Origin of the sequence: Streptococcus pseudopneumoniae (assembly GCF_001072315.1) — a bacterium.
In the GTDB taxonomy this organism is placed as follows: domain Bacteria; phylum Bacillota; class Bacilli; order Lactobacillales; family Streptococcaceae; genus Streptococcus; species Streptococcus pseudopneumoniae_R.
In genome coordinates, this window is sequence record NZ_JVLI01000165.1 from 1 (window position 1) to 25,672 (window position 25,672).

Here is a 25,672-nt window from a genome sequence, read left to right on the forward strand (position 1 = left end):
AGTCAGTAACATATATACGGCAAGGCGACGTTGACGTGGTTTGAAGAGATTTTCGAAGAGTATAAACAGAAAGGTAGAGCGCGTGTTCTAATTTGAACACGAGCAGAAATTCGTACCTATAAGATGCTTGGAACAGATGTGGTCGGAATGTCAACTGCTCCTGAAGTTATTGTTGTAGCCTACTCAGGTTTGAAACTTCTAGGAATTTTATGTATTACTAACTATACTACTGGTTTCAAAGAAGAGATTAACCACGAAGAGGTTATAGAAGTGACTGAGTGTGTTAAAGGTGATTTTAAAGGCGTACTTAAAGCCGTTTTTGCTGAATTATTACTATGTTAAAAGAATTGAGGAGTATTTTTCAGAAAATCCCTTATAATCTTAAATTATTCCTAGCAGTAATTTTGCAAGGAATAGTTTCAGGTTTATCTGGTATTTTTCTACATTATCTTTTAAAGATAATAGAGGGGATAGCTTTTGGTCAATCAGAGCATCAAACTGTATTCTTGACAGATGGAGTTTCCTCATCGCGAATAGGATTAAGTTTAATAATCGTGGGTGTCAGCTCATCCTTGGTCTGGTATTTCTTGCAAAAAAAATCACAGATTTTTTCCATTAAAGCACAGATGAAGGATGAGACTTCACAATACAAACTTCATTTTTTAAAACAGCTATTTCATTCAATTTGGCAAATTATTGCAGTTGGAGGGGGAGCCCCCATTGGCAAAGAAGCTGCGCCACGAGAGATTGGAACTCTATTTGCAGGACCAATTGGAAAAATATGTTCTCTCTCTAAGAAGGATCAAATCTTTCTCCTTGCTTGTGGTGCGGGTGCTGGTTTAGCAGCTGTCTACCAGGTTCCATTAACAAGTGTCTTCTTTGTTTTTGAAACTCTAGGAATTGCTCTATCTATTAAACGAGTTGTCTTAGTCGGTTTGACTACCTATGTATCAACCTATACAGCAGGCTTGGTTATTTCAAATCATGCTCTATACCAGATTCCAGCCATTGCATGGTCATTAAAGGAAATGTGGATTATTCCCTTATTACTTCTTTTCTTAACCCCACTAGCTTGGCTTTTTGGTCGCTTGAGTAAAGAAGTGTCTTCAAACAGGATAAAAGATAAACGAATACTTCTCACATTGCCTACAGCTTTTCTTTTTCTTGCTGGGTTGGCAAGTTATTTTCCACATCTACTTGGAAATGGACGTATGATGGCTCAGGAAGTATTGAATGGTAGCAATGGCAAAACAGTATTCCTCTTGTTTACCCTAAAAGCACTGGTCGTTCTTATTACTCTGTGGGCAGGGGCCTATGGTGGTACACTTACGCCATCTTTTGCCTTGGGGATGGCTGGCGCTGCTCTCTTTGGAATGATTCTAGGTGGGGATAACCAGTCAAGCATTTTGCTTTTGGGATCGGTTTGCTTTTTGTCTGTGACCTTGAGGGCGCCCTGGTCTGCAACTGGATTAGTAATAGGCTTCACTGGGCTAGCTTTAGATTCTCTTCCCTATCTCTTAGTAACAGCTGTTTTAGCCTATGAATTTGCGAAAATATTAGACCGTTTTTCTTGGGCTAACATACTGTGTCAGAAGTCAAAGAATAGAGTAATAAGATAGAGAACGACCGTTTCTTCTAATCAAAGATTTATCTTAAAAGATTAAAAACTATTGTCAATTTATCAATAACTGTTTAAAAAAATGTAGTAGTCTTATCGGAGCCATGATTGAATCCGATTTTTCCTAGCTATGAAATATACAAAAAAGAAAGGTAGAGCGTGTGTTTTGATTTGAACACGAGCGGAAAACTCGGAAAATAGATAATCTGACTGAGAAATCAGGATTTCTCGTCAGATTCCTAATTTTCAGTCGTTTTCTTTTCGCTCTTTAATCTTCATAAAATAAAGAAAGGATGGGTTAACTGTATTCATTGAACTGAATACGGGCGGAGAACTGTGTAAAAAAGATAAACTGTCTAGCATCTGAGATGCTTCGCCAGTTTCCTATTTTTACTTTGTTCTCTGTCGCCCTTTATATCTTAACTATGTCTATCCATATTGCTGCTCAGCAGGGTGAAATTGCTGATAAAATTCTTCTTCCTGGGGATCCTCTTCGTGCTAAGTTTATTGCGGAGAATTTCCTTGAAGATGCTGTTTGTTTTAACGAAGTGCGTAACATGTTTGGTTACACGGGTACTTACAAGGGCCACCGTGTATCTGTCATGGGAACTGGGATGGGGATGCCATCGATTTCGATTTATGCGCGTGAGTTGATTGTTGACTACGGTGTGAAAAAATTGATCCGTGTGGGAACAGCAGGTTCATTGAATGAAGATGTTCACGTCCGTGAATTGGTTTTGGCGCAGGCAGCTGCAACCAACTCAAACATCGTCCGTAATGACTGGCCACAGTACGATTTTCCACAAATCGCTAGTTTTGATTTGCTAGATAAGGCCTACCATATTGCCAAAGAACTTGGTATGACAACCCACGTTGGGAACGTTTTGTCTTCTGATGTCTTTTATTCAAACTACTTTGAAAAGAACATCGAGCTTGGTAAATGGGGAGTCAAGGCTGTGGAAATGGAAGCAGCAGCTCTTTACTATCTTGCTGCCCAATACCACGTTGATGCGCTAGCTATCATGACCATCTCTGATAGCTTGGTCAATCCTGACGAAGACACAACTGCAGAAGAACGCCAAAATACCTTCACCGATATGATGAAGGTTGGTTTGGAAACCTTGATTGCAGAATAATTATAGCCAAAAAAGGAAGCCCTTCTTTATGAATTGGAGGACTTCCTTTTCTTATCCAGAAATTGATCTAGCTCTCTTTGATTTCGAAGAATAGTGACTTTATGTGAGTATTCTTGGCAAAGTTTTTGGTAATTTTTTCTTTGGGCTTTAGTCCGTCCATCCCTGAGAATCCATCTGATAAACTCCCAATTAAATTGTTCTTGACAACCAGCTGCCATACTTTCTCTCACTTTTCCTCTGTATTTTAAATAGCGCTTAAAGGCTCTTAGCAAACAATTCCAAGCAGAGAAGTTTAAAAAGATGATCTGGTCAGCTTCGTCCATTCTTTCCTCATAACAACACCAAGAATAATTACCATCGATGACCCAAGCTTCATGCTTGGTGAGAAAGTTTTTCATCTCGATCAACATCCATTCGCGATCACTGTCTTGCCAACCGGGTTGAAATTGGAGTGTGTCCATGTGAAGTTTTGGGATGGAGTAGCAGTGAGACAACTTTTCAGCTAGCGTTGACTTACCTGAACCAGAATATCCGATAATTGCAATTTTCATTTTCTACCTTTTCCTATTTGGAGACAAAAAAACAGCCTCTATGGACTGTTTCTTATTTAGCAAGTTTAGCTGAAAGACGAGCTTTATCGCGACTTGCTTTGTTTTTGTGAATCAAACCTTTAGTTTCTGCTTTATCGATAGCTGAGCTAGCAGCACGGAAAAGTTCTTCAGATGGGTTTGCTTCGAAAGCTTTGATAGCAGTACGCATAGCTGATTTTTGAGCTGAGTTCTTTTCGTTTTGTTTAACGTTCAATTCAGCGCGTTTGATAGCTGATTTAATGTTTGCCAATGTTCTTACCTCCATATTTACTAACTATACCATTATATCTGAAAACTTACGTTTTGACAAGGGAAAATTACTTTTTTAAGTAAATTTCATCGATTTCATGGTTCTTGCTTTTATGAAGAATCACTTCCGCACGATTTCTGGTTGGTTCAATATAATTTTGTAGATTTGTGAGATTGATACTGGTCCAGACCTGATGGGCAAAGGACTCCACTTCCCCAATCGGCATCTGAGTAAAACGATAATAGTAGCTATCAGGGTCGTTTTGGGCTAGGCTCAGCATTTTCAAGAAACGGTCCAGATACCAACTCTCGATGTCATCGACTCCAGCATCAACATAGATGGAAAAGTCAAAGAAGTCAGTGATATAGAGGCGTTCGTTTTGTGGATTTTGAAAGACATTGATTCCTTCAACAATCACAAAATCAGCAGCTTTGACACTTTGTTTCTCTTCGGGTACGATGTCGTAAACTTCATGAGAATAGACAGGAATATCCACATCTTGACCATTTTTGATGCGGTCCAAGAAGTTGAGAAGAGCCTCCATATCATAGCTTTCAGGAAATCCTTTACGATTTAAAATCCCCTGCTCAATCAAGGTTTGATTGGGATATAGAAAACCATCAGTTGTAACCAACTCAACCGTAGCATCTGTAAGTGTACGGGATAGTAGGATTTGCAGTAGGCGACTAGTTGTGGATTTTCCAACGGCAACACTCCCAGAAACCCCAATGATAAAAGGCTGGGATTTGCTTTCACGTTGAAGGAAAATTCCTTTTGAGAAGGCTAAATCATCCTTAGTTCGCTTGTAAATCTGAATCAGATGAGCTAGGGGAAGATAGACATCAGTAACATCCTGTAAACTAATCTGGTCATTAAAACTCTTGATAGATTCTAATTCCTCTTCTGTCAAAGGAGGTGTTGTCTTTCGATGTAACGATTGCCAAGTCTGGCGGCTGATTTTTTCAAAATGTAAAAATTCGTTGGTCATTTGTTTTCCCCTAGATATTTTGTCTATCATACCATAAAAAGCTAAAAAAATAAAGCGGTTTCTTGAATGTGTTAAGTCAATAGTATATAATATAAGTAGATAGAGGATGAACAATTTATTGATGAAGTAGGAGCTACTTTCTCCTGACTTATAAGCTAATAAAGGGGGCTTTGGGATTCACAACTTATAGGAGGTGTACTATGAAAATCTTAAAACGTTACCTATTGGAACTCTGTTTTATTTTAAGTTTTGCACTACCTTTTATAAAAGGGGCGAATGCGGATAATGGCAGACGCTTTGTGGAAATCTATTACGGTTTTACTTTTTTGATGGAACATGCTATTGTAACAGCTATCTTTATCTGTTCGCTCTTGATTGCTTTCTTATTAAAAAAACGATGGGCGAAATGGCTTGCTGCTGGTAGTTATTGCTTTTTAGTCCTATGGATTGCGACAGAGGGTTATTTCTTCCGCATGTCGATAGAAGATTTGCTACGACTTTGGACAAGTTCAGAAATCTTGACACAAACTTATCAGTTGGGCTTTTATCTAAATATTTTGTTGGGAATTTTGTTGATAATTAAGTATCTGAAGGTTAAGCAATAGTAATAAAAATGCGCTTGATTATGGACAATAAATTTGTTGTTTTATCATGGCAATGATAGCTGTAGTCCTAGATGAAATACTATTTGCTTATAAAGGTTGAAAGAGATTGAAGGGGAGCTATTGTAAAGCAACTTCCTTCAATCTTTTTGTCTCATTCTGGATATGTAAACGATTTACAATTTAAGTCAAATTATGGTAAAATAGTTTCATGAGTAAAATGTACTATGCAGAAAATCCTGACGCTGCTCATGACATTCATGAGTTGAGAGTGGACTTGTTGGGAGAAAAAATGACCTTTCTGACGGATGCGGGTGTTTTTAGCAAGAAAATGGTTGACTTTGGCAGTCAACTTTTGCTCAAGTGTCTGGAGGTCAACCAAGGAGAAACTGTCCTTGATGTCGGCTGTGGTTATGGTCCATTAGGTTTGTCCTTAGTCAAGGCTTACGGCGTTCAGGCGACCATGGTTGACATCAATAATCGTGCCTTGGATTTGGCGCGACAAAATGCTGAACGAAATAAAATAGAAGCGACGATTTTCCAGTCCAACATCTATGAACAAGTTAAAGGGAAATTTGACCATGTCATTTCTAATCCTCCTATCCGTGCGGGCAAGCAAGTGGTTCATGAAATTATTGAGAAAAGTAAAGATTTTTTGGAAACTGGTGGGGATTTGACTATCGTTATTCAGAAAAAACAAGGGGCTCCAAGTGCCAAGTCTAAGATGGAAGATGTGTTTGGCAATTGTGAAATCGTCAAAAAAGATAAGGGATACTATATCCTTAGAAGTGTGAAAGAATGAGAGCAGTTGATTTAATCCAAAAAAAACGTGATGGTCAAGAACTGACTTCAAGTGAAATTGAATGGCTAGTTGAAGGCTATGTGTCAGGAACTGTTCCTGATTATCAGATGTCTGCTTTTGCTATGGCTGTCTATTTCAAAGGAATGACGACACGAGAAATTTCTGATTTGACCATGAATATGGTTAAGACTGGGCAAGAGTTTGACCTGTCAGCCATTGATGGTGTGAAAGTTGACAAGCATTCTACGGGTGGTGTTGGTGATAAGGTGACCTTGATTTTGGCTCCCCTTGTTGCTAGCTTCGGTGTGCCTGTAGCAAAAATGAGTGGTCGTGGTCTCGGCCATACTGGCGGTACGATTGATAAATTGGAGTCCATTAAGGGTTATCAAGTGGAACGCAGTCAAGAGGATTTTATTCGTCAGGTTCAGGATATTGGTGTATCTGTCATTGGGCAATCAGACCAGCTTGTCAAAGCAGATAAGCTTCTCTACGCCCTCCGTGATGTAACCGCAACTGTCGACACGATTCCTTTGATTGCGAGTTCGGTGATGAGCAAGAAAATTGCGGCAGGGGCGGATGCTATTTTGCTAGACGTGACTGTCGGAGAGGGTGCTTTCATGAAGACGGTTGATGAGGCGCGTGAATTGGCTCAAACCATGGTGGAACTTGGTAAGGCAGTTGGTCGAAAGACGGTAGCAGTGATTACCGATATGAGCCAGCCTTTAGGGCGTGCTATTGGAAATCGTTTGGAAATCCTTGAAGCATTGGAGATTTTACAAGGTCAAGGCCGTCAGGATATTACCCACTTCATATGTGAGTTGGCTCAAATTATGCTTGGTCTGGCAAATGTAAACAAGACAGTTGAAGAAGTTCGGCAACATCTTGAAAATGGTCAAGCACTGGCTAAGTTTGAGGAAATGGTCCGAGCCCAAGGTGGAGACTTTGAAGACCTCTATCGTCCTGTAAATGTAGCCCATGTGGTGGAAATCCCTGCTCAGGAAACGGGTGTCATTTCAGCTCTTCCAGCTATGGAATTTGGGCTTTATGCCATGAGACTGGGAGCTGGTCGTGCAGTCAAGTCTGATGCCTTGGACTATGAGACAGGAATTGTTTTTGAAAAGAAAGTTGGAGATTCCGTTCAAAAGGGAGAAATTGTTGCAAAAGTATACACAAATGGAAAAATTTCTCCTCAGCTAGTTACAGATTTTCAAAAATATGTTAAAATAAATGATAGGGTGCAAAGTTTACGAGAAATTATAGAAATTATCTCATAAACCGCAGGAGAATCCGAATATGAAATTAAATAAATATATCGATCATACGCTTTTAAAGCAAGATGCAACAGAAAATCAAATTGATTGTTTGTTGTCTGAGGCTAGAGAGTATGATTTTGCCAGTGTTTGCGTTAATCCGACCTGGGTTGAACATGCCAAAAAAGGGCTTGAAGGCACAGATGTCAAGGTCTGCACAGTAGTAGGTTTCCCCTTGGGAGCAACAACTTCAACTGTGAAAGCTTTTGAAACCAAGGAAGCTATCCAAAATGGTGCAGATGAGATTGATATGGTGATCAATGTTGGAGCTCTCAAGTCAGATAATTTAGCCTTGGTAGAGTCAGATATTCGCGCAGTCGTGGAAGCAAGTGGTGACAAGTTAGTGAAAGTCATTATTGAAGCTTGCCTGCTGACTGACCAAGAAAAAGTTGTATCTTGCCAATTAGCCCAAAAAGCTGGAGCTGACTTTGTCAAAACATCTACTGGCTTTTCAACTGGTGGTGCTACGATAGCAGATGTCAAATTGATGCGTGAAACTGTTGGACCTGATATGGGTGTCAAGGCCGCCGGCGGAGCTCGTTCTTATGCAGATGCTCTTGCCTTTGTTGAAGCAGGGGCGACCCGTATTGGAACGTCAGCTGGAGTAGCAATTCTAAAAGGAGAATTGGCAGATGGCGACTACTGAGTTGATTGAACTGGCAATTGAAACCAGCAAACATGCCTATGTCCCCTATTCTCACTTTCCTATCGGAGCAGTTTTAGTAGCCAAAGACGGAAGTGTTTACACGGGAGTGAATATCGAAAATGCTAGCTATCCTTTGACCAATTGCGGTGAGAGAACAGCCATTTTTAAGGCTGTATCTGAAGGGCAAAGAGAATTTTCAGAGCTGATTGTTTATGGTCAAACTGAAAAACCGATTTCACCATGTGGTGCTTGTCGCCAAGTAATGGTCGAATTTTTTGAACAAGATCTAAAAGTGACCTTAGTCGCAAAAGATAAATCGACGGTCGAGATGACGGTCGGGGAATTACTTCCATATTCTTTTACAGACTTAAATTAGTCTGAGTCGCTCTCTGAGTGGCACGGTCCTTGTGGCCAACCAATCCATACTTGCAACATCGTTGCACATCTTATTTAGGAGGTTCAGTAATGAACAAGAAACAATGGCTAGGTCTTGGCCTAGTAGCAGTGGCAGCAGTTGGACTTGCTGCATGTGGTAACCGCTCTTCTCGTAAGGCAGATTCATCTTCTGATGTGAAGACAAAAGCAGCAATCGTCACTGATACTGGTGGTGTTGATGACAAATCATTCAACCAATCAGCTTGGGAAGGTTTGCAGGCTTGGGGTAAAGAACACAATCTTTCAAAAGATAACGGTTTCACTTACTTCCAATCAACAAGTGAAGCTGACTACGCTAACAACTTGCAACAAGCGGCTGGAAGTTACAACCTAATCTTCGGTGTTGGTTTTGCCCTTCACAATGCGGTTGAAGAAGCAGCTAAAGAACATTCTGACTTGAACTATGTCTTGATTGATGATGTGATTAAAGATCAAAAGAATGTTGCGAGCGTAACTTTCGCTGATAATGAGTCAGGTTACCTTGCAGGTGTAGCTGCAGCAAAAACAACTAAAACAAAACAAGTTGGTTTTGTAGGTGGGCAGGAGTCAGAAGTTATCTCTCGTTTTGAAGCTGGTTTCAAGGCAGGTGTTGCCTCAGTAGACCCATCTATCAAAGTACAAGTTGACTATGCTGGTTCATTTGGTGATGCTGCTAAAGGTAAAACAATTGCAGCAGCACAATACGCAGCTGGTGCAGATATTGTTTACCAAGTAGCTGGTGGTACAGGTGCTGGTGTCTTTGCAGAAGCAAAATCACTCAACGAAAGCCGTCCTGAAAATGAAAAAGTTTGGGTTATCGGTGTTGACCGTGACCAAGAAGCAGAAGGTAAATACACTTCTAAAGATGGCAAAGAATCAAACTTTGTTCTTGCATCTACTTTGAAACAAGTTGGTACAACTGTAAAAGATATTTCTAACAAGGCAGAAAAAGGTGAATTCCCTGGCGGTCAAGTGATCGTTTACTCATTGAAAGATAAAGGGGTTGACTTGGCAGTAACAAACCTTTCAGAAGAAGGTAAAAAAGCTGTCGAAGATGCTAAAGCTAAAATCCTTGATGGAAGCGTAAAAGTTCCTGCAAAATAATGGATGGAAGTTATTTCTTAGGAAGCGGCCATCGGCCGCTTTTTAAGAGTTGAGACAAAGTCATTTTGTCTCAGTAAAGCTTGCTACTAGATAAACTAGCAAGTTTTATTGAAATAAAATAAGACTCTGAAAGGAAGAGCACATGGCACACGAAAATGTCATTGAGATGCGTGATATTACCAAGGTGTTTGGTGAATTTGTTGCCAACGACAAAATCAACCTGCACCTACGAAAAGGTGAAATTCATGCACTTTTAGGAGAAAATGGGGCTGGTAAGTCCACGCTCATGAACATGTTAGCAGGGCTTCTTGAACCAACTAGTGGTGAAATCGCGGTCAACGGTCAAGTTGTCAATCTTGACTCCCCATCTAAAGCAGCTGGCTTGGGAATCGGAATGGTTCACCAGCACTTTATGTTGGTAGAGGCTTTCACGGTGGCTGAAAACATTATTTTAGGAAGTGAATTGACTAAAAATGGTGTGCTAGATATCGCTGGAGCTAGCAAAGAAATCAAGGCTCTTTCTGAACGTTATGGCTTAGCTGTGGACCCTTCTGCCAAGGTAGCAGACATCTCAGTTGGAGCCCAACAACGTGTGGAAATTTTAAAAACCCTTTATCGGGGGGCTGATATTCTTATCTTTGACGAACCAACGGCTGTTTTGACTCCATCAGAAATTGAGGAGTTGATGGCCATTATGAAAAATCTTGTTAAAGAAGGAAAATCAATTATCTTGATTACCCACAAGTTGGATGAAATTCGTGCAGTTTCTGACCGCGTTACAGTTATCCGTCGTGGGAAATCAATTGAAACCGTCAAAATTGCAGGAGCTACTAATGCTGATTTGGCAGAAATGATGGTAGGACGTTCTGTTTCCTTTAAAACAGAGAAACAAGCCTCTCAACCAAAAGAAGTGGTCTTGTCAATCAAAGATTTGGTGGTCAATGAAAACCGTGGTGTTCCAGCTGTGAAAAATCTGTCCTTGGATGTTCGTGCTGGAGAGATTGTTGGTATTGCAGGGATTGATGGAAATGGTCAGTCTGAACTGATTCAAGCCATTACAGGTCTTCGCAAGGTTGAATCTGGTAGCATTGAGCTAAAAGGAGATTCAATTGTAGGCTTGCATCCACGACAAATTACAGAGCTAAGTGTTGGGCACGTTCCAGAAGACCGTCACCGTGATGGTTTGATTTTAGAGATGATGATTTCTGAAAATATTGCCCTTCAAACCTACTACAAAGAACCACATAGTAAAAATGGAATTTTGAACTATTCAAATATTACTTCTTATGCTAAAAAGCTAATGGAAGAATTTGATGTTCGTGCTGCCAGTGAATTTGTTCCTGCAGCTGCACTTTCAGGAGGAAATCAACAAAAAGCAATTATTGCTCGTGAAATTGATCGTGATCCTGATCTCCTTATCGTCAGCCAGCCAACTCGTGGTTTGGATGTCGGTGCCATTGAATATATCCACAAACGCTTGATTGAAGAGCGTGATAATGGTAAGGCTGTCCTTGTTGTCAGCTTTGAACTAGATGAGATTTTAAATGTCTCAGATCGTATTGCCGTTATCCACGATGGTAAGATTCAAGGTATTGTGTCACCAGAAACAACCAATAAACAAGAACTTGGTGTCTTGATGGCTGGTGGAAACTTGGGAAAGGAGAAGAGTGATGTCTAAAAAACTACAACAAATTTCGGTTCCCTTGATTTCTGTCTTTCTAGGAATTTTACTTGGAGCCATTGTCATGTGGATCTTCGGTTATGATGCTATTTGGGGCTACGAAGAATTGTTCTACACGGCCTTTGGTAGTCTGCGTGGGATTGGAGAAATCTTCCGCGCCATGGGACCTTTGGTCTTGATTGGTCTTGGTTTTGCTGTTGCCAGTCGTGCAGGTTTCTTTAACGTAGGGCTTCCTGGTCAGGCCTTGGCTGGTTGGATTCTTAGTGGTTGGTTTGCTTTGTCGCATCCAGATATGCCACGTCCCTTGATGATTCTAGCAACTATCGTGATTGCCTTGATTGCTGGAGGGATTGTTGGCGCGATTCCAGGTATTCTTAGGGCTTATCTAGGGACGTCAGAGGTTATCGTAACCATCATGATGAACTACATTGTCTTGTATGTAGGGAATGCCTTTATCCATGCCTTCCCTAAAGACTTTATGCAAAGTACAGATTCGACAATTCGTGTTGGTACTAATGCAACCTATCAGACACCTTGGTTGGCTGAGTTGACTGGTAATTCACGGATGAATATCGGTATTTTCTTTGCTCTCATTGCCGTTGCAGTCATTTGGTTCATGCTCAAGAAAACAACCCTTGGTTTTGAAATCCGTGCGGTTGGTCTTAATCCACATGCTTCAGAATACGCTGGTATTTCTGCAAAACGAACGATTATCCTATCAATGATTATTTCAGGTGCCTTGGCAGGTCTTGGTGGAGCTGTTGAAGGACTTGGAACCTTCCAGAACGTCTATGTTCAAGGCGCATCATTAGCCGTCGGATTTAACGGAATGGCGGTTAGTCTGCTTGCGGCCAACTCACCAATTGGTATTCTCTTTGCATCCTTCCTATTTGGTGTTCTCCAAGTTGGAGCCCCAGGTATGAATGCGGCGCAGGTACCATCTGAGCTTGTCAGCATTGTAACAGCGTCTATTATCTTCTTTGTCAGTGTTCATTACCTTATCGAACGCTTTGTCAAACCTAAAAAACAAGTTAAAGGAGGTAAGTAAAGATGTCTATTACAACCTTGCTCACCCTCTTGGTGTCTTCTATGCTGATTTACTCAGCACCCCTCATCTTTACAAGTATTGGTGGTGTTTTCTCTGAACGTGGTGGTGTGGTAAACGTCGGCCTTGAAGGAATTATGGTTATGGGTGCCTTTTCTGGAGTTGTCTTTAACCTTGAATTTGCAGAACAATTTGGAGCAGCAACTCCATGGCTATCTTTGATAGTTGCAGGATTGGTTGGTGGCCTCTTCTCTATTATCCACGCAGCAGCAACGATTCATTTCCGTGCAGACCATGTTGTCAGCGGTACGGTATTGAACTTGATGGCGCCAGCCTTGGCTGTTTTCTTGGTTAAAGTTCTTTATAACAAAGGACAAACCGACAACCTAAGTCAAACTTTTGGACGCTTTGACTTCCCAGTCTTGGCAAATATCCCAGTGATTGGTGATATCTTCTTCAAGTCAACTAGTCTTCTTGGTTACTTGGCGATTGCCTTCTCTTTCCTTGCTTGGTTTATCCTCTTCAAGACTCGATTTGGTCTTCGTCTCCGCTCTGTCGGTGAACATCCTCAAGCAGCTGATACCTTGGGAATCAATGTCTACAAAATGAGATATTTAGGGGTTATTATTTCAGGTTTCCTAGGTGGAATTGGAGGAGCAATTTATGCTCAATCCATCTCAGTCAACTTCTCAGTGACAACTATTGTTGGACCTGGATTTATCGCTCTTGCTGCGATGATTTTTGGAAAATGGAATCCAATCGGAGCTATGCTTTCTAGTCTTTTCTTTGGACTTTCACAAAGTTTGGCTGTTATCGGTTCTCAATTGCCATTCCTACAAGGTGTGCCAACAGTTTATCTTCAAATCGCACCTTATGTCTTGACAATTCTTGTCTTGGCAGCCTTCTTTGGAAAAGCAGTTGCACCAAAAGCAGATGGTATCAACTATATCAAATCAAAATAAGCATACAAAAAACGTCAGTACATTCAAACTGGCGTTTATTTTTTAGGATTTTGATGGGTTAAGTTCAGTCCCCAAGGGACCAAATTTTCAGTTTTATTTTTGATGCGTGTGATATTATCCTTATGCCGAATGATAATCAAGCTAGCAAGTGCTAGGATAATAGCGATGAAGAGAGGGTCATAGTTGCTCAGGATAAAACCAAAAAGTGGAAAGAGTAGAACTCCGATGACAGCCGCGATAGATGCTGTGACACTAGATAGTGAAATCATACTACCAAGATAGAGGGTTCCAAAGAAAACAACTGCAAGGTAGAGACAGAAGACAGGTGCAAATCCGAAAATCACTCCTGCACTGGTTGCGACAGCCTTACCACCCTTAAATCCTGCAAAGATAGGGAAGGTATGGCCAATAACAGCTAAAAGTCCAAAGATGAGAGGCGAAACGCCTTGTAGATGAAACATAATCGGAAGAAGCGTTGCTAAGGTTCCCTTGAAAAAGTCAATCACAAAGGTTGCCATACCAGCTTTCTTACCTAAAATGCGGAAGGTATTGGTCGTTCCGGTATTTCCAGAACCATGTTCACGCAGATTGATTTGAAAGAATACTTGTCCAATCCAGAGACCAGACGGAATTGAACCCAGCAAATAGGCTAGGATTAATAAAACTATTGTAATCATACTCCTATTATATCATGAATTGGGAAAGAAAGGCAGAGAATCTCTGCTGAAATTGTTACAGCGGAGAAAGAAAAATTTTGCAAAATCCTTGGAAAACCTGTAGAATAGTAAAGATGAACGAATAGGAGGTTCCTTGTGTCAAAAAAGGAAATCAATATTAACAATTATAATGATGATGCCATTCAGGTGTTAGAAGGGTTGGATGCCGTCCGTAAACGTCCAGGGATGTATATCGGATCGACTGATGGGGCAGGTCTCCATCACCTCGTCTGGGAAATTGTCGATAATGCGGTCGATGAGGCCTTGTCTGGATTTGGTGACCGTATTGATGTCACCATCAATAAAGATGGCAGTTTGACTGTGCAAGACCATGGTCGTGGGATGCCGACGGGTATGCACGCTATGGGAATCCCAACGGTTGAAGTAATCTTTACCATTCTCCACGCAGGAGGGAAATTCGGTCAAGGAGGCTATAAGACATCAGGTGGACTTCACGGGGTAGGCTCTTCTGTCGTCAATGCTCTTTCTAGCTGGTTAGAAGTAGAAATTACTCGTGATGGTGCAGTCTACAACCAACGTTTTGAAAATGGTGGAAAACCTGTCACGACTCTGAAGAAAATTGGTACAGCACCCAAGTCTAAAACAGGTACAAAGGTTACGTTTATGCCTGACGCGACTATCTTTTCTACGACAGACTTCAAGTACAATACCATTTCAGAACGCCTCAATGAGTCAGCCTTTCTCTTAAAAAATGTGACCTTGTCTTTGACGGACAAGCGTACAGATGAAGCGATTGAGTTTCATTATGAAAATGGGGTGCAGGACTTTGTTTCCTACCTTAATGAAGACAAGGAAACCTTGACACCAGTTCTCTACTTTGAGGGGGAAGACAATGGTTTTCAAGTGGAAGTTGCCCTCCAGTACAATGACGGATTTTCAGATAATATTTTGTCCTTTGTCAATAACGTTCGCACCAAGGACGGTGGAACGCACGAGACAGGACTCAAGTCTGCCATTACCAAGGTTATGAACGACTATGCGCGTAAGACAGGTCTTCTCAAGGAAAAAGATAAAAACCTTGAAGGTTCAGACTATCGTGAGGGACTAGCGGCTGTTCTTTCTATCTTGGTTCCTGAAGAACACCTCCAGTTTGAAGGGCAGACCAAGGACAAGCTAGGAAGCCCTCTTGCTCGTCCCGTTGTGGATGGCATTGTGGCTGATAAGTTGACATTTTTCCTTATGGAAAATGGGGAACTAGCTTCTAACCTTATTCGCAAGGCTATCAAGGCCCGTGATGCTCGTGAAGCGGCTCGTAAGGCGCGTGATGAGAGCCGAAATGGGAAGAAAAACAAGAAGGACAAGGGCTTGTTGTCTGGGAAATTAACGCCAGCCCAGTCTAAGAATCCTGCTAAGAATGAACTCTATCTAGTCGAGGGGGACTCTGCCGGTGGCTCTGCCAAGCAAGGCCGTGACCGTAAGTTCCAGGCTATCTTGCCTCTCCGTGGTAAGGTTATCAATACAGCCAAGGCCAAGATGGCGGATATCCTCAAAAATGAAGAAATCAACACAATGATTTATACTATTGGTGCTGGTGTAGGAGCAGATTTCTCTATTGAAGATGCCAATTATGACAAGATCATTATCATGACCGATGCGGATACTGACGGTGCCCACATTCAAACACTTCTCTTAACCTTCTTTTACCGCTATATGCGTCCTCTTGTCGAGGCAGGTCATGTCTATATCGCCCTTCCGCCTCTTTACAAGATGTCAAAAGGTAAAGGCAAGAAGGAAGAAGTAGCTTACGCATGGACGGACGGGGAACTAGAAGAACTCCGTAAACAGTTCGGTAAAGGCGCTACTCTCCAACGATATAAAGGACTTGGTGAGATGAATGCAGATCAGCTCTGGGAAACAACCATGAACCCAGAAACTCGTACCCTCATCCGTGTCACCATCGAAGACCTAGCCCGCGCCGAACGTCGCGTCAATGTTCTCATGGGAGACAAGGTCGAACCACGCCGTAAATGGATTGAAGATAATGTCAAGTTTACGCTGGAAGAAGCGACGGTGTTTTAAGTTAGTTTTTAATGAATGGGTATCAACATGAGAGCTGAAACAGAAATGCTTGATGTAATTTTAAAGACTGCCGAAACCTTACAAGTAGAAGCTGTCGCCATGTCTGGTTCACGGACAAACCCAAAGGCCCCAAAAGATGAATTTCAAGACTATGACATGGTCTATGTCGTGGACGATTTAGATAATCTGACGAGTGACCTTTCTTGGTTAGACCTGTTTGGGAAGCGCCTGATTGAACAGCATGTCCTACTTGACCATCGTCGTCTCTATCTTATGCTTTTTGAAGACGGCAACCGTATCGATTTGACTCTCTGCTCCAAAGAATACATTCAAGAGTGGGTGGATAGCGAGGCTGATTATACAGTTTTGAAAGATGAGAAAGGCTTGTTTGAGTTCTATTCTCCCAGTCCTCAGCGTTTCTGGATGAGTCCAGCTAGTGCGTTAGATTTTAAAAATTCCTGCAATGAATTTTGGTGGGTATCAGCCTACGTTGTCAAAGGGATTTGTCGCAATCAAACCATCTATGCGACCGACCATCTCTACGGTATTTGCCAACAAGAACTCTTAAAAGTCTTAGCTTGGCAGGTAGCAAGTAATAAGGGAACAGTAGACGTCGGCAAGAACTACAAGTACCTCTTTAACAATTTACCTGCTGAGAAAGAAAAGGAATTCTCAAATCTGCTTGATTTCTCAAGTAGTGATAAAATCACTCAATCCTTGTTTGCTACGATGGAACTTTTCCACCAAGAAGCTCAAAGACTTGCTCAAAAGCTGGGCTTTGCCTACGATAAGGAAGTGGCTGAGAAGATGATTGAGTATGCTGAGGAAAGAGTGAAGAAGTTTGGGAATAATTGGAAAAATGAAAAAGCGAGAGGAGAAGACTCATGATTGAAAAAGTGGAACGCCTCATTACAGAGATTAATCGTATTCATCGAGAATATTCTAGAGATTATTTTGAAACGGGTAAGGTGGAAAAAATCAATCTCAAGCATACCTTTTCAAAAGTTCCGACTAAAGCGATTTTGGCCTACCGTCTGAATTTACATGAGTCAATTAATGATTATCTGATGAAAGCGGATGTCCAAGATATTGCCTATGTTTATCGTGTCAAAACTTCTGAGTCTATTTTAGATAAAATTACACGTTTTTCTGATCGTCAAGAGGGCTATCCTGTGAATTCAATTCTTAATGATATTTTTGGTGCTCGTATGATTTTAAGTTCCAAAGAGATTGCTCAAGTCATGGAGGAATTAGATGATTGGCAAGAGCTGTACGGACTAAAAAATTGGTATTTACGTGATAAAGATGGCTATGTCGGTATTCATATCTATTTTAAAAATAAAAATAATTTTTACTACCCATGGGAACTCCAACTTTGGGATAAGAAAGATGTAGATAGTAATATCGCAAGCCATATCAAGTATAAACGAGGATTTGTGAAGTAGACATTTTAAGTGGAAATGACGATACAGGAATTTGGTGAAACTCACTTACTCTATATTTTTTCTTTTTCCATAAAAAATACACTACATTCTTCGAAAGGAGTTGAACACGCCCTAAATGCTGTGTGAAAACTCCTTATTACTCACTGAAGCAACACATTTTAAACACATTAAACTACAGAAAAGATAGTTTGGTTACTGAGTGTAACTGAACATTGGACTAATCCTTTTATCATTACACATACTCTATATTCTTTGAAAGGAGTTGAACACGCCCTAGATGCTGTGTGAAAAAGATAAATTCTCTTGTGAGTATCGCTAACTGCAAGAATTTTCTATTTTCACTTTGTATTTTAAGGGCTCTGTATCCTATATGAGTAACATTCAAAATATGTCCCTGGAGGACATCATGGGAGAGCGCTTTGGTCGCTATTCCAAGTACATTATTCAAGACCGGGCCTTGCCAGATATTCGTGATGGCTTGAAGCCGGTTCAGCGCCGCATTCTTTATTCTATGAATAAGGATGGCAATACTTTTGACAAGAGCTACCGTAAGTCGGCCAAGTCTGTTGGTAACATTATGGGGAATTTCCACCCACACGGGGATTCTTCTATCTATGATGCCATGGTTCGTATGTCGCAAGACTGGAAAAATCGTGAGATTCTAGTTGAAATGCACGGTAATAACGGTTCTATGGACGGAGATCCGCCTGCGGCTATGCGTTATACAGAGGCGCGTTTGTCTGAAATTGCTGGCTACCTTCTTCAAGATATCGAGAAAAAAACCGTTCCTTTTGCTTGGAACTTTGACGATACGGAGAAAGAGCCAACTGTCTTACCAGCAGCCTTTCCAAATCTCTTGGTAAATGGATCGACTGGGATTTCGGCTGGTTATGCCACAGATATTCCACCTCATAATTTAGCTGAGGTAATTGATGCTGCAGTTTACATGATTGATCATCCAACTGCCAAGGTGGATAAACTCATGGAATTCTTGCCGGGACCAGACTTCCCTACAGGAGCCATCATCCAAGGGCGTGATGAAATTAAGAAAGCCTATGAAACTGGGAAAGGGCGCGTGGTTGTTCGTTCCAAGACTGAGATTGAAAAGCTAAAAGGCGGTAAGGAACAAATCGTTGTCACTGAGATTCCTTATGAAATCAACAAGGCCAATCTAGTCAAGAAAATCGATGATGTTCGTGTCAATAATAAGGTGACTGGTATTGCTGAGGTTCGGGATGAGTCTGACCGTGACGGTCTTCGTATCGCGATTGAGCTCAAGAAAGACGCCAATACGGAGCTGGTTCTCAACTATCTCTTCAAATACACAGACCTGCAAATCAACTACAACTTTAACATGGTGGCGATTGACAATTTCACGCCTCGTCAGGTTGGGATCGTTCCAATCTTGTCTAGCTATATCGCCCACCGTCGTGAAGTGATTTTGGCGCGTTCACGCTTTGACAAGGAAAAGGCTGAGAAGCGTCTCCATATCGTCGAAGGTTTGATTCGTGTGATTTCGATTTTGGACGAAGTCATTGCTCTTATCCGCGCTTCTGAGAATAAGGCTGACGCCAAGGAAAACCTCAAAGTTAGCTATGATTTTACGGAAGAACAGGCTGAGGCTATCGTTACCTTGCAACTTTACCGTTTGACCAATACCGATGTGGTTGTCTTACAGGGAGAAGAAGCAGAACTTCGTGAAAAGATTGCTATGCTGGCGGCTATTATCGGGGATGAACGGACCATGTACAATCTCATGAAGAAAGAACTTCGTGAGGTTAAGAAGAAGTTTGCGACTCCGCGTTTGAGTAGCTTAGAAGACACTGCGAAAGCAATCGAGATTGATACAGCTAGTCTTATTGCCGAGGAAGATACCTATGTCAGCGTGACCAAGGCAGGTTATATCAAGCGTACCAGCCCACGTTCTTTTGCAGCTTCAACGCTAGAAGAAATTGGCAAGCGTGATGATGACCGTTTGATCTTTGTACAAGCTGTCAAGACAACCCAGCACCTTTTGATGTTCACGACGCTTGGAAATGTCATTTATCGACCAATCCATGAATTGGCAGACATTCGCTGGAAGGACATCGGAGAGCATTTGAGTCAAACCATTACAAACTTTGAAACTAACGAAGAGATTCTTTATGTGGAAGTCGTGGATCAGTTTGATGATGGCACAACCTACTTTGCTGCGACTCGTCTCGGTCAAATCAAGCGTGTAGAACGAAAAGAATTCACTCCATGGCGAACCTACAAGTCTAAGTCTGTCAAGTATGCTAAGCTTAAAGACGAGACAGACCAGATTGTAGCAGTGGCTCCGATTAAACTAGATGATGTTCTTTTAATTAGCCAAAACGGTTATGCTCTTCGTTTCAATATCGAAGAGGTTCCTGTTGTCGGTGCCAAGGCTGCAGGTGTCAAGGCTATGAACTTGAAAGAAGATGATGTTCTCCAATCTGCCTTTATCTGTAACACCTCATCCTTCTATCTCTTGACCCAACGTGGAAGTTTAAAACGTGTTTCTATTGACGAAATTCCGGCAACCAGCCGTGCCAAACGAGGACTACAAGTCTTGCGTGAGTTGAAAAACAAACCGCATCGTGTCTTCTTAGCAGGAGCAGTTGCAGAACAAGGCTTCGTTGGTGACCTCTTTAGTACAGAAGTGGACGAGAACGACCAAACTCTGCTTGTTCAATCTAACAAAGGTACAGTCTATGAAATCCGATTGCAAGACTTGAACCTGTCAGAACGCACAAGTAACGGTAGCTTCATCTCTGACACGATTTCAGATGAAGAATTTTTTGAGGCTTATCTTCAGGAAGCTTATACAGAATTTGAATCTAAGAAATGATAAAAAACAATGAAAAGCTTTTAATTGAGAAATTTCTTAAGCCATAGATTTAAGACTTGAATTTGATTATATATACAAAAAACGAACAGTAGAATTCCCAAGTGGTAGGGACTTAATCCTGTTCGTTTTCTTATTTTCATTGGTATAGGCTGCCTGGCATTTAATTGTGGAATTATTAATATGTGGTCAATTATTCAAGCTGGATTAATAAAAAATAATATTTTTTAAGAAAACGATTGCGCATATATTGTTTTTTTGTTATAATATTATTGTTTCAAGAGAACGCGTTCAAGAAATAATTCGTTCAAGCATATAATCATATAATATAGGAGTTTTGTATGTCTCAAAATAAACAAGATAAAGGATTTCGTTATTCTATTCGTAAACGTAGTGTTGGAGTATGTGGTGTTGCTATTGCAACATTTTTGCTAGCTTCTGGCCTTGTATTTCAAACAAATGTAGTAAAAGCGACAGAGCCAAGTGTGGCTGCAGTTGCTGGTGAAAATATTGCTGCTCATAAACCTGCGAGTCAGAGTTCAATTGCTTATGGAGGAGATGCTTCTAGAGCAGTTGACGGTAATCGTGATAACGCATGGAGTCACCGCTCCGTTACCCATACAGATTTTCAAGATCATTCTTGGTGGAAAGTTGATTTAGAGAAAGAAGAATCAGTAGGAATTGTTCGTATTTACAATCGTGGAGATGGGGATGTAGCAAATCGTTTATCTAATTTTGATGTTATTTTGTTGGATAAAGATGGAAATGAAGTAACTCGTCAACACATCGATAGCTTAAACAATCAACCAACAATTGACGTTCAATTCACTGGAGTTAATGCACGATATGTTAAAGTGGAGCTAAATAATTCAAAAACACCACTTAGCTTAGCAGAGGTAGAAGTGTATCGTTCTGCAAAAGAAAAAGCAGTGACTAATACTAAATCTGAAAGCAAAGCAAAAACAGATTTTACTGCAGAACTAAATAAATATTTGTTTGGTTTGAATTATGATAAAACAAATATTTTAACTAGACGAGGCGAGGCAATAGAAAATTACACGAATACAAGCACAAAACAACAAGGAAGTGAATTTGTGGTTGTGGAAAAAGTGAAGAAGAACCTTTCTAGTGGTCACGCTGATGTTGCTATTAATGGCAACGGAGATATTTTCCTAGGTGCTTTGTTTAAAGCAAATCAAGATCTCTTAGAAAATAAACCACAACAAATTAGCTTAGATCGTAACAAAGGTAGAATTAGTGTTGATTTACCAGGAATGGTAGGCGGAGATAGCTATGTAGATGCTACACCAACTGTAAGTGGTATGCAGGAAGGTGTAAATACCCTGTTAAATCGTTGGCATGAAAAATATGCTGGTAAAAATCCTGCTCCAGCACGTATGCAGTACGAATCAACTTCTGCTTATAGCATGAATCAATTAAAAGCCAAATTCGGAAGTGACTTTGAAAAAGTTGGAGTTAATTTAAAAATTGACTTTGAAGCTGTCAATAAAGGTGAAAAACAAATTGAGGTAGTTGATTTTAAACAAGTTTACTATACTGCTAACTTTGATGCTCCAAAAAATCCATCAGATGTATTTGCCTCAGGAGTAACAGTTGATCAATTGAAAGCACGTGGAATTGATGAAAATACTCCTCCTGTATATGTATCAAGCGTGTCATACGGACGTCAAATGTATGTCAAATTTGAAACAACAAGCAAGAGTACAGAATTGAAAGCAGCTATCAATGCTGTCATTAAAGGAGTACCTATTAAAGCTGAATCTGAATGGGCGCGTGTCTTGAAGGATACAACTGTAACAGTTTCAATCGTAGGTGGAAATGCTGATGGCGCTGCACGTGTTGTGACAGGTACAGTAGAAGATTTGAAGAAATTGATTCAAGAAGGAGCTACTTTTAGTACACAAAACCCTGCTGTTCCAATTTCTTATAAGACTGCATTCTTGAAAGATAATCAAGTAGCCACAATTCAAAGTAATACAGACTACATTGAAACTAAAGTGACTTCATACAAAAATGGTTACCTCAATTTACACCATAAGGGAGCTTATATCGCTCGTTACTATGTTTACTGGGATGAAGTAACTTATGATAAGGATGGAATTGAAAGTATTCGCTCACGTCAATGGGAAGATAATGGTAAAAACAGGACAGCAGGCTTCCAAACTGAACTTCAATTTAGAGGAAATGTGCGCAATATACGCGTGAAGATTCAAGAAAAAACAGGTCTTGTTTGGGAACCATGGCGTACAGTTTACAATCGTACAGACCTTCCTCTTGTTCAAAAACGTACAATTATTAACTCAGGTACAACACTAAGACCAAAATACGATGAAAAAGTTGAAAATAACTAATTTTTCACTTGTAAAAGGAATCAGTTCTAAGAGCTGGTTCTTTTTATTTCTAATACTTCTTCGAAATCAAAAATCAACAAATACAGTCAATTATTTCTTATCAATCCATTAATCATAGTAGATTGAATCGAGAATAGTACGCCACGACTGCTAAAATATTTCTATCCATTAATTTGACTTTCCTAATCGATTTATTCACATCTTATTTCAATCTACTATAGCGTTCCAGTTTTATATTAAATCTAAAATCAGTATTTTGAATTATAGAAAACAAGTCTTCTGGTCTGCTTTTTGACTTTTGTATTTTTTCCTAAACATGGAGTTTTGGGCCAGACTTTTGAAAAAATTTTTTTAATGAGGTGAAAATTGTTAAATTTAAGCATAATATCTTGTAAAAAATTCTAAAATCCTTTAAAATAAAAGAGTTGGAGGAGTTTATGAATGTAAATCAGATTGTACGGATTATTCCTACTTTAAAAGTTAATAATAGAAAATTAAATGAAACATTTTATATTGAAACCCTTGGCATGAAGGCCTTGTTAGAAGAGTCGGCCTTTCTGTCACTAGGGGATCAAACAGGTCTAGAAAAGCTGGTTTTAGAAGAAGCTCCAAGTATGCGTACTCGTAAGGTAGAGGGGAGAAAAAAATTAGCTAGATTGATTGTCAAGGTGGAAAATCCCTTAGAAATTGAAGGCCTCTTATCTAAAACAGATTCGATTCATCGATTATATAAAGGTCAAAATGGCTACGCTTTTGAAATTTTTTCACCAGAAGATGATTTGATTTTGATTCATGCGGAAGATGATAGAGCAAGTCTAGTAGAAGTAGGAGAAAATCCTGAATTTCAAACAGATTTGGCATCAATTTCTTTAAGTAAATTTGAGATTTCCATGGAATTACACCTCCCAACTGATATCGAAAGTTTCTTGGAACCATCTGAAGTTGGGACATCACTTGATTTTATCCCAGCTCAGGGGCAGGATTTGATGGTAGAAAATACAGTTACTTGGGATTTATCTATGCTCAAGTTCTTGGTCAATGAATTAGACATAGCAAGTCTGCGCCAGAAGTTTGAGTCTACCGAATATTTTATTCCTAAGTCTGAAAAATTCTTCCTTGGTAAAGATCGAAATAATGTTGAATTGTGGTTTGAAGAAGTATGAAGTGGACCAAGATTATTAAAAAAATAGAAGAACAAATCGAGGCAGGGATTTATCCCGGAGCCTCTTTTGCGTATTTTAAGGACAATCAATGGACGGAGTTCTATTTAGGCCAGAGTGACTTAGAGCATGGCTTGCAGACTGAGGCAGGACTAGTTTATGACCTAGCTAGTGTCAGCAAGGTTGTTGGCGTTGGCACCGTTTTTACTTTTTTGTGGGAAAAAGGCAAATTAGATATTGACAGACCGATAACAGATTTTTTAGCTGAGAGTGATTATCCAGACATCACTATTCGCCAGCTCTTAACCCACGCTACAGATCTTGATCCTTTTATTCCCAATCGTGATCTTTTAACAGCTTCTGAATTAAAGGAAGCTATGTTTCATCTCAACAGACGAAGTCAGCCAGCTTTTCTTTATTCGGATGTCCATTTTTTACTGTTAGGTTTTATCTTGGAAAGAATCTTTAATCAAGACTTGGATGTGATTTTACAGGAGCAAGTCTGGAAACTTTGGGGAATGACGGAAACCCAATTTGGCCCTGTTGAGCTTGCTGTTCCAACCGTCAGAGGTGTCGAGGCAGGTCTGGTACATGATCCCAAGGCTCGCCTCCTGGGCAGACATGCAGGGAGTGCTGGTTTGTTTTCGACTGTAAAGGATTTACAAATCTTTTTAGAACACTATTTAGCAGATGATTTTGCAAGAGATTTGAGTCAAAATTTTTCTCCTTTGGATGACAAGGAACGTTCTTTAGCATGGAATTTGGAGGGAGATTGGCTAGACCATACGGGCTATACAGGTACCTTTATCATGTGGAATCGTCAGAAGCAAGAAGCGGCCATTTTCCTATCGAATCGTACCTATGAAAAGGATGAACGAGCCCGGTGGATATTAGACCGCAATCAAGTGATGGACTTGATTCGTAAAGAAGAGTAAGGAGAGACATGTCAAATAGTTTAAAAGGGACTTTACTAACAGTTGTGGCTGGGATTGCTTGGGGCTTGTCAGGAACGAGTGGCCAATACCTGATGGCGCACGGAATTTCGGCTCTGGTTTTGACCAACTTGCGTCTTTTAATCGCTGGTGGGATTCTCATGTTCTTGGCTTATGTTACTGCAAAGGATAAAATGCTGGCCTTTTTAACGGATAAGAAGAGTTTGCTGTCTCTTCTCATTTTTGCTCTAATTGGCCTCTTCCTCAATCAATTTGCCTATCTAACTGCTATTCAGGAAACCAATGCAGGAACGGCGACGGTGCTTCAGTATGTTTGTCCTGTCGGAATTTTAATTTATAGCTGTATCAAGGATAAGGTGGCGCCGACTCTGGCAGAGATTGTTTCTATCATATTAGCCATTGGAGGAACCTTCCTAATCGCAACACATGGGCAGTTGGACCAGTTATCTATGACACCTGCAGGTCTGTTATGGGGTCTCTTTTCTGCTCTGACTTACGCACTTTATATCATTTTGCCCATAGCCTTGATTAAGAAGTGGGGGAGCAGTTTGGTCATAGGTGTGGGAATGGTTATAGCTGGTTTGGTCGCCCTTCCTTTTACAGGAGTTCTACAGGCCGCTATCCCGACTAGTCTTGATTTTCTCCTTGCTTTTGCGGGTATTATTCTTATAGGAACTGTCTTTGCCTATACAGCTTTCCTTAAAGGAGCCAGTCTGATAGGACCGGTTAAGTCAAGTTTGTTGGCTTCAATTGAGCCAATATCGGCGGTTTTCTTTGCCTTCTTAATCATGAATGAACAATTTTATCCCATTGATTTTCTTGGCATGGCAATGATATTGTTTGCTGTAACTCTGATTTCGTTGAAAGATGTACTCTTAGAAAAATAAAAAGACTCTTTGTCCGTGACAGAGAGTTTTTGCGTAGTATTTTATACTCAATGAAAATCAAAGAGCAAACTAGGAAACTAGCCGTAGGTTGCTCAAAGCACTG

The 25,672-nt window shown here is 40.5% G+C and carries 23 protein-coding genes and 1 pseudogene; 20 read left to right on the top strand and 4 right to left on the bottom strand.

Annotated elements, in window-relative coordinates:
- Positions 1-96: 96 nt before the first annotated feature.
- The 3 genes and pseudogenes from ADH54_RS09275 to deoD all read left to right on the top strand — a co-directional run.
- A pseudogene (locus ADH54_RS09275) lies at positions 97-342 on the top strand (purine-nucleoside phosphorylase); the annotation flags it as partial.
- Positions 336-1,619, top strand: coding sequence for a chloride channel protein (locus ADH54_RS09280; protein ID WP_049524882.1), 1,284 nt, complete (start codon positions 336-338; stop codon positions 1,617-1,619). The pseudogene ADH54_RS09275 and the gene ADH54_RS09280, both read left to right, overlap by 7 nt.
- Before the next feature lie 424 nt (positions 1,620-2,043).
- Positions 2,044-2,754 carry a purine-nucleoside phosphorylase gene (gene deoD / locus ADH54_RS09285; protein WP_049524900.1) on the top strand — a complete coding sequence of 237 codons (711 nt, stop codon included), beginning with the start codon at positions 2,044-2,046 and terminating at the stop codon, positions 2,752-2,754.
- A gap of 26 nt (positions 2,755-2,780) precedes the next feature.
- Here deoD and ADH54_RS09290 read toward each other — a convergent pair whose 3' ends face one another.
- The 3 genes from ADH54_RS09290 to coaA form a co-directional block, all read right to left on the bottom strand.
- On the bottom strand, positions 2,781-3,305 hold the full coding sequence (locus ADH54_RS09290; protein WP_049524883.1) for a DNA topology modulation protein: 525 nt from the start codon (positions 3,303-3,305) through the stop codon (positions 2,781-2,783).
- 52 nt (positions 3,306-3,357) lie between these two features.
- On the bottom strand, positions 3,358-3,594 hold the full coding sequence (gene rpsT / locus ADH54_RS09295) for a 30S ribosomal protein S20 (protein ID WP_001274000.1): 237 nt from the start codon (positions 3,592-3,594) through the stop codon (positions 3,358-3,360).
- Positions 3,595-3,661: 67 nt separating this feature from the next.
- Entirely contained in the window at positions 3,662-4,582 is a 921-nt protein-coding gene (coaA, locus tag ADH54_RS09300; RefSeq protein ID WP_049524884.1) for a type I pantothenate kinase, read from the bottom strand.
- Positions 4,583-4,782: 200 nt separating this feature from the next.
- On the opposite strand from coaA, the gene ADH54_RS09305 reads away from it, so the two are divergent.
- From ADH54_RS09305 to ADH54_RS09345, 9 genes are all read left to right on the top strand, one after another.
- Positions 4,783-5,187 carry a hypothetical protein gene (locus ADH54_RS09305; protein WP_049524885.1) on the top strand — a complete coding sequence of 135 codons (405 nt, stop codon included), beginning with the start codon at positions 4,783-4,785 and terminating at the stop codon, positions 5,185-5,187.
- Positions 5,188-5,395: 208 nt separating this feature from the next.
- Complete coding sequence (locus tag ADH54_RS09310; protein WP_080980843.1) at positions 5,396-5,986, top strand: methyltransferase; 591 nt, start codon at positions 5,396-5,398, stop codon at positions 5,984-5,986.
- Positions 5,983-7,260, top strand: a complete 1,278-nt coding sequence (locus ADH54_RS09315) for a pyrimidine-nucleoside phosphorylase (protein WP_049524887.1) — start codon at positions 5,983-5,985, stop codon at positions 7,258-7,260. The genes ADH54_RS09310 and ADH54_RS09315 overlap by 4 nt, the downstream gene beginning before the upstream one ends.
- Before the next feature lie 19 nt (positions 7,261-7,279).
- The gene (deoC, locus tag ADH54_RS09320) at positions 7,280-7,942 is read left to right on the top strand and encodes a deoxyribose-phosphate aldolase (protein ID WP_049524888.1); all 663 of its coding nucleotides are present in this window, start codon (positions 7,280-7,282) and stop codon (positions 7,940-7,942) included.
- Positions 7,929-8,318, top strand: coding sequence for a cytidine deaminase (locus ADH54_RS09325; RefSeq protein WP_000246089.1), 390 nt, complete (start codon positions 7,929-7,931; stop codon positions 8,316-8,318). Before deoC ends, ADH54_RS09325 begins: the two co-directional genes overlap by 14 nt.
- Positions 8,319-8,407: 89 nt before the next feature.
- Positions 8,408-9,460, top strand: coding sequence for a BMP family lipoprotein (locus ADH54_RS09330; RefSeq protein WP_049524889.1), 1,053 nt, complete (start codon positions 8,408-8,410; stop codon positions 9,458-9,460).
- A 142-nt stretch (positions 9,461-9,602) separates the two neighbouring features.
- A complete protein-coding gene (locus ADH54_RS09335) occupies positions 9,603-11,138 on the top strand; it encodes an ABC transporter ATP-binding protein (RefSeq protein WP_023940958.1) in 1,536 nt (511 codons plus the stop codon).
- Positions 11,131-12,189: an ABC transporter permease gene (locus tag ADH54_RS09340; RefSeq protein ID WP_049524890.1), complete on the top strand. Its 1,059-nt coding sequence runs from the start codon at positions 11,131-11,133 to the stop codon at positions 12,187-12,189. Before ADH54_RS09335 ends, ADH54_RS09340 begins: the two co-directional genes overlap by 8 nt.
- Positions 12,190-12,191: 2 nt before the next feature.
- Positions 12,192-13,148: an ABC transporter permease gene (locus ADH54_RS09345; protein ID WP_049524891.1), complete on the top strand. Its 957-nt coding sequence runs from the start codon at positions 12,192-12,194 to the stop codon at positions 13,146-13,148.
- Between the two features lie 35 nt (positions 13,149-13,183).
- Here ADH54_RS09345 and plsY read toward each other — a convergent pair whose 3' ends face one another.
- Positions 13,184-13,825 carry a glycerol-3-phosphate 1-O-acyltransferase PlsY gene (gene plsY / locus ADH54_RS09350; RefSeq protein WP_049524892.1) on the bottom strand — a complete coding sequence of 214 codons (642 nt, stop codon included), beginning with the start codon at positions 13,823-13,825 and terminating at the stop codon, positions 13,184-13,186.
- Between the two features lie 135 nt (positions 13,826-13,960).
- On the opposite strand from plsY, the gene parE reads away from it, so the two are divergent.
- The 8 genes from parE to ADH54_RS09390 all read left to right on the top strand — a co-directional run bounded on the left by parE (position 13,961) and on the right by ADH54_RS09390 (position 25,569).
- Complete coding sequence (gene parE, locus ADH54_RS09355; RefSeq protein ID WP_049524893.1) at positions 13,961-15,904, top strand: DNA topoisomerase IV subunit B; 1,944 nt, start codon at positions 13,961-13,963, stop codon at positions 15,902-15,904.
- Between the two features lie 27 nt (positions 15,905-15,931).
- A complete protein-coding gene (locus ADH54_RS09360) occupies positions 15,932-16,792 on the top strand; it encodes an aminoglycoside 6-adenylyltransferase (RefSeq protein WP_049524901.1) in 861 nt (286 codons plus the stop codon).
- Positions 16,789-17,349: a GTP pyrophosphokinase gene (locus ADH54_RS09365; protein WP_049524894.1), complete on the top strand. Its 561-nt coding sequence runs from the start codon at positions 16,789-16,791 to the stop codon at positions 17,347-17,349. Before ADH54_RS09360 ends, ADH54_RS09365 begins: the two co-directional genes overlap by 4 nt.
- A 370-nt stretch (positions 17,350-17,719) precedes the next feature.
- On the top strand, positions 17,720-20,200 hold the full coding sequence (gene parC / locus ADH54_RS09370) for a DNA topoisomerase IV subunit A (RefSeq protein WP_080980844.1): 2,481 nt from the start codon (positions 17,720-17,722) through the stop codon (positions 20,198-20,200).
- 338 nt (positions 20,201-20,538) lie between these two features.
- The gene (locus ADH54_RS09375) at positions 20,539-22,569 is read left to right on the top strand and encodes a thiol-activated cytolysin family protein (RefSeq protein ID WP_049524896.1); all 2,031 of its coding nucleotides are present in this window, start codon (positions 20,539-20,541) and stop codon (positions 22,567-22,569) included.
- A 437-nt stretch (positions 22,570-23,006) separates the two neighbouring features.
- Positions 23,007-23,732, top strand: a complete 726-nt coding sequence (locus tag ADH54_RS09380; protein WP_049524897.1) for a CppA family protein — start codon at positions 23,007-23,009, stop codon at positions 23,730-23,732.
- Positions 23,729-24,664 (top strand): serine hydrolase domain-containing protein, encoded by a 936-nt coding sequence (locus tag ADH54_RS09385; protein ID WP_049524898.1) that lies wholly within the window; start codon positions 23,729-23,731, stop codon positions 24,662-24,664. The genes ADH54_RS09380 and ADH54_RS09385 overlap by 4 nt, the downstream gene beginning before the upstream one ends.
- Positions 24,665-24,672: 8 nt before the next feature.
- Positions 24,673-25,569 (top strand): DMT family transporter, encoded by an 897-nt coding sequence (locus tag ADH54_RS09390; protein ID WP_049524899.1) that lies wholly within the window; start codon positions 24,673-24,675, stop codon positions 25,567-25,569.
- Positions 25,570-25,672 lie beyond the last annotated feature (103 nt).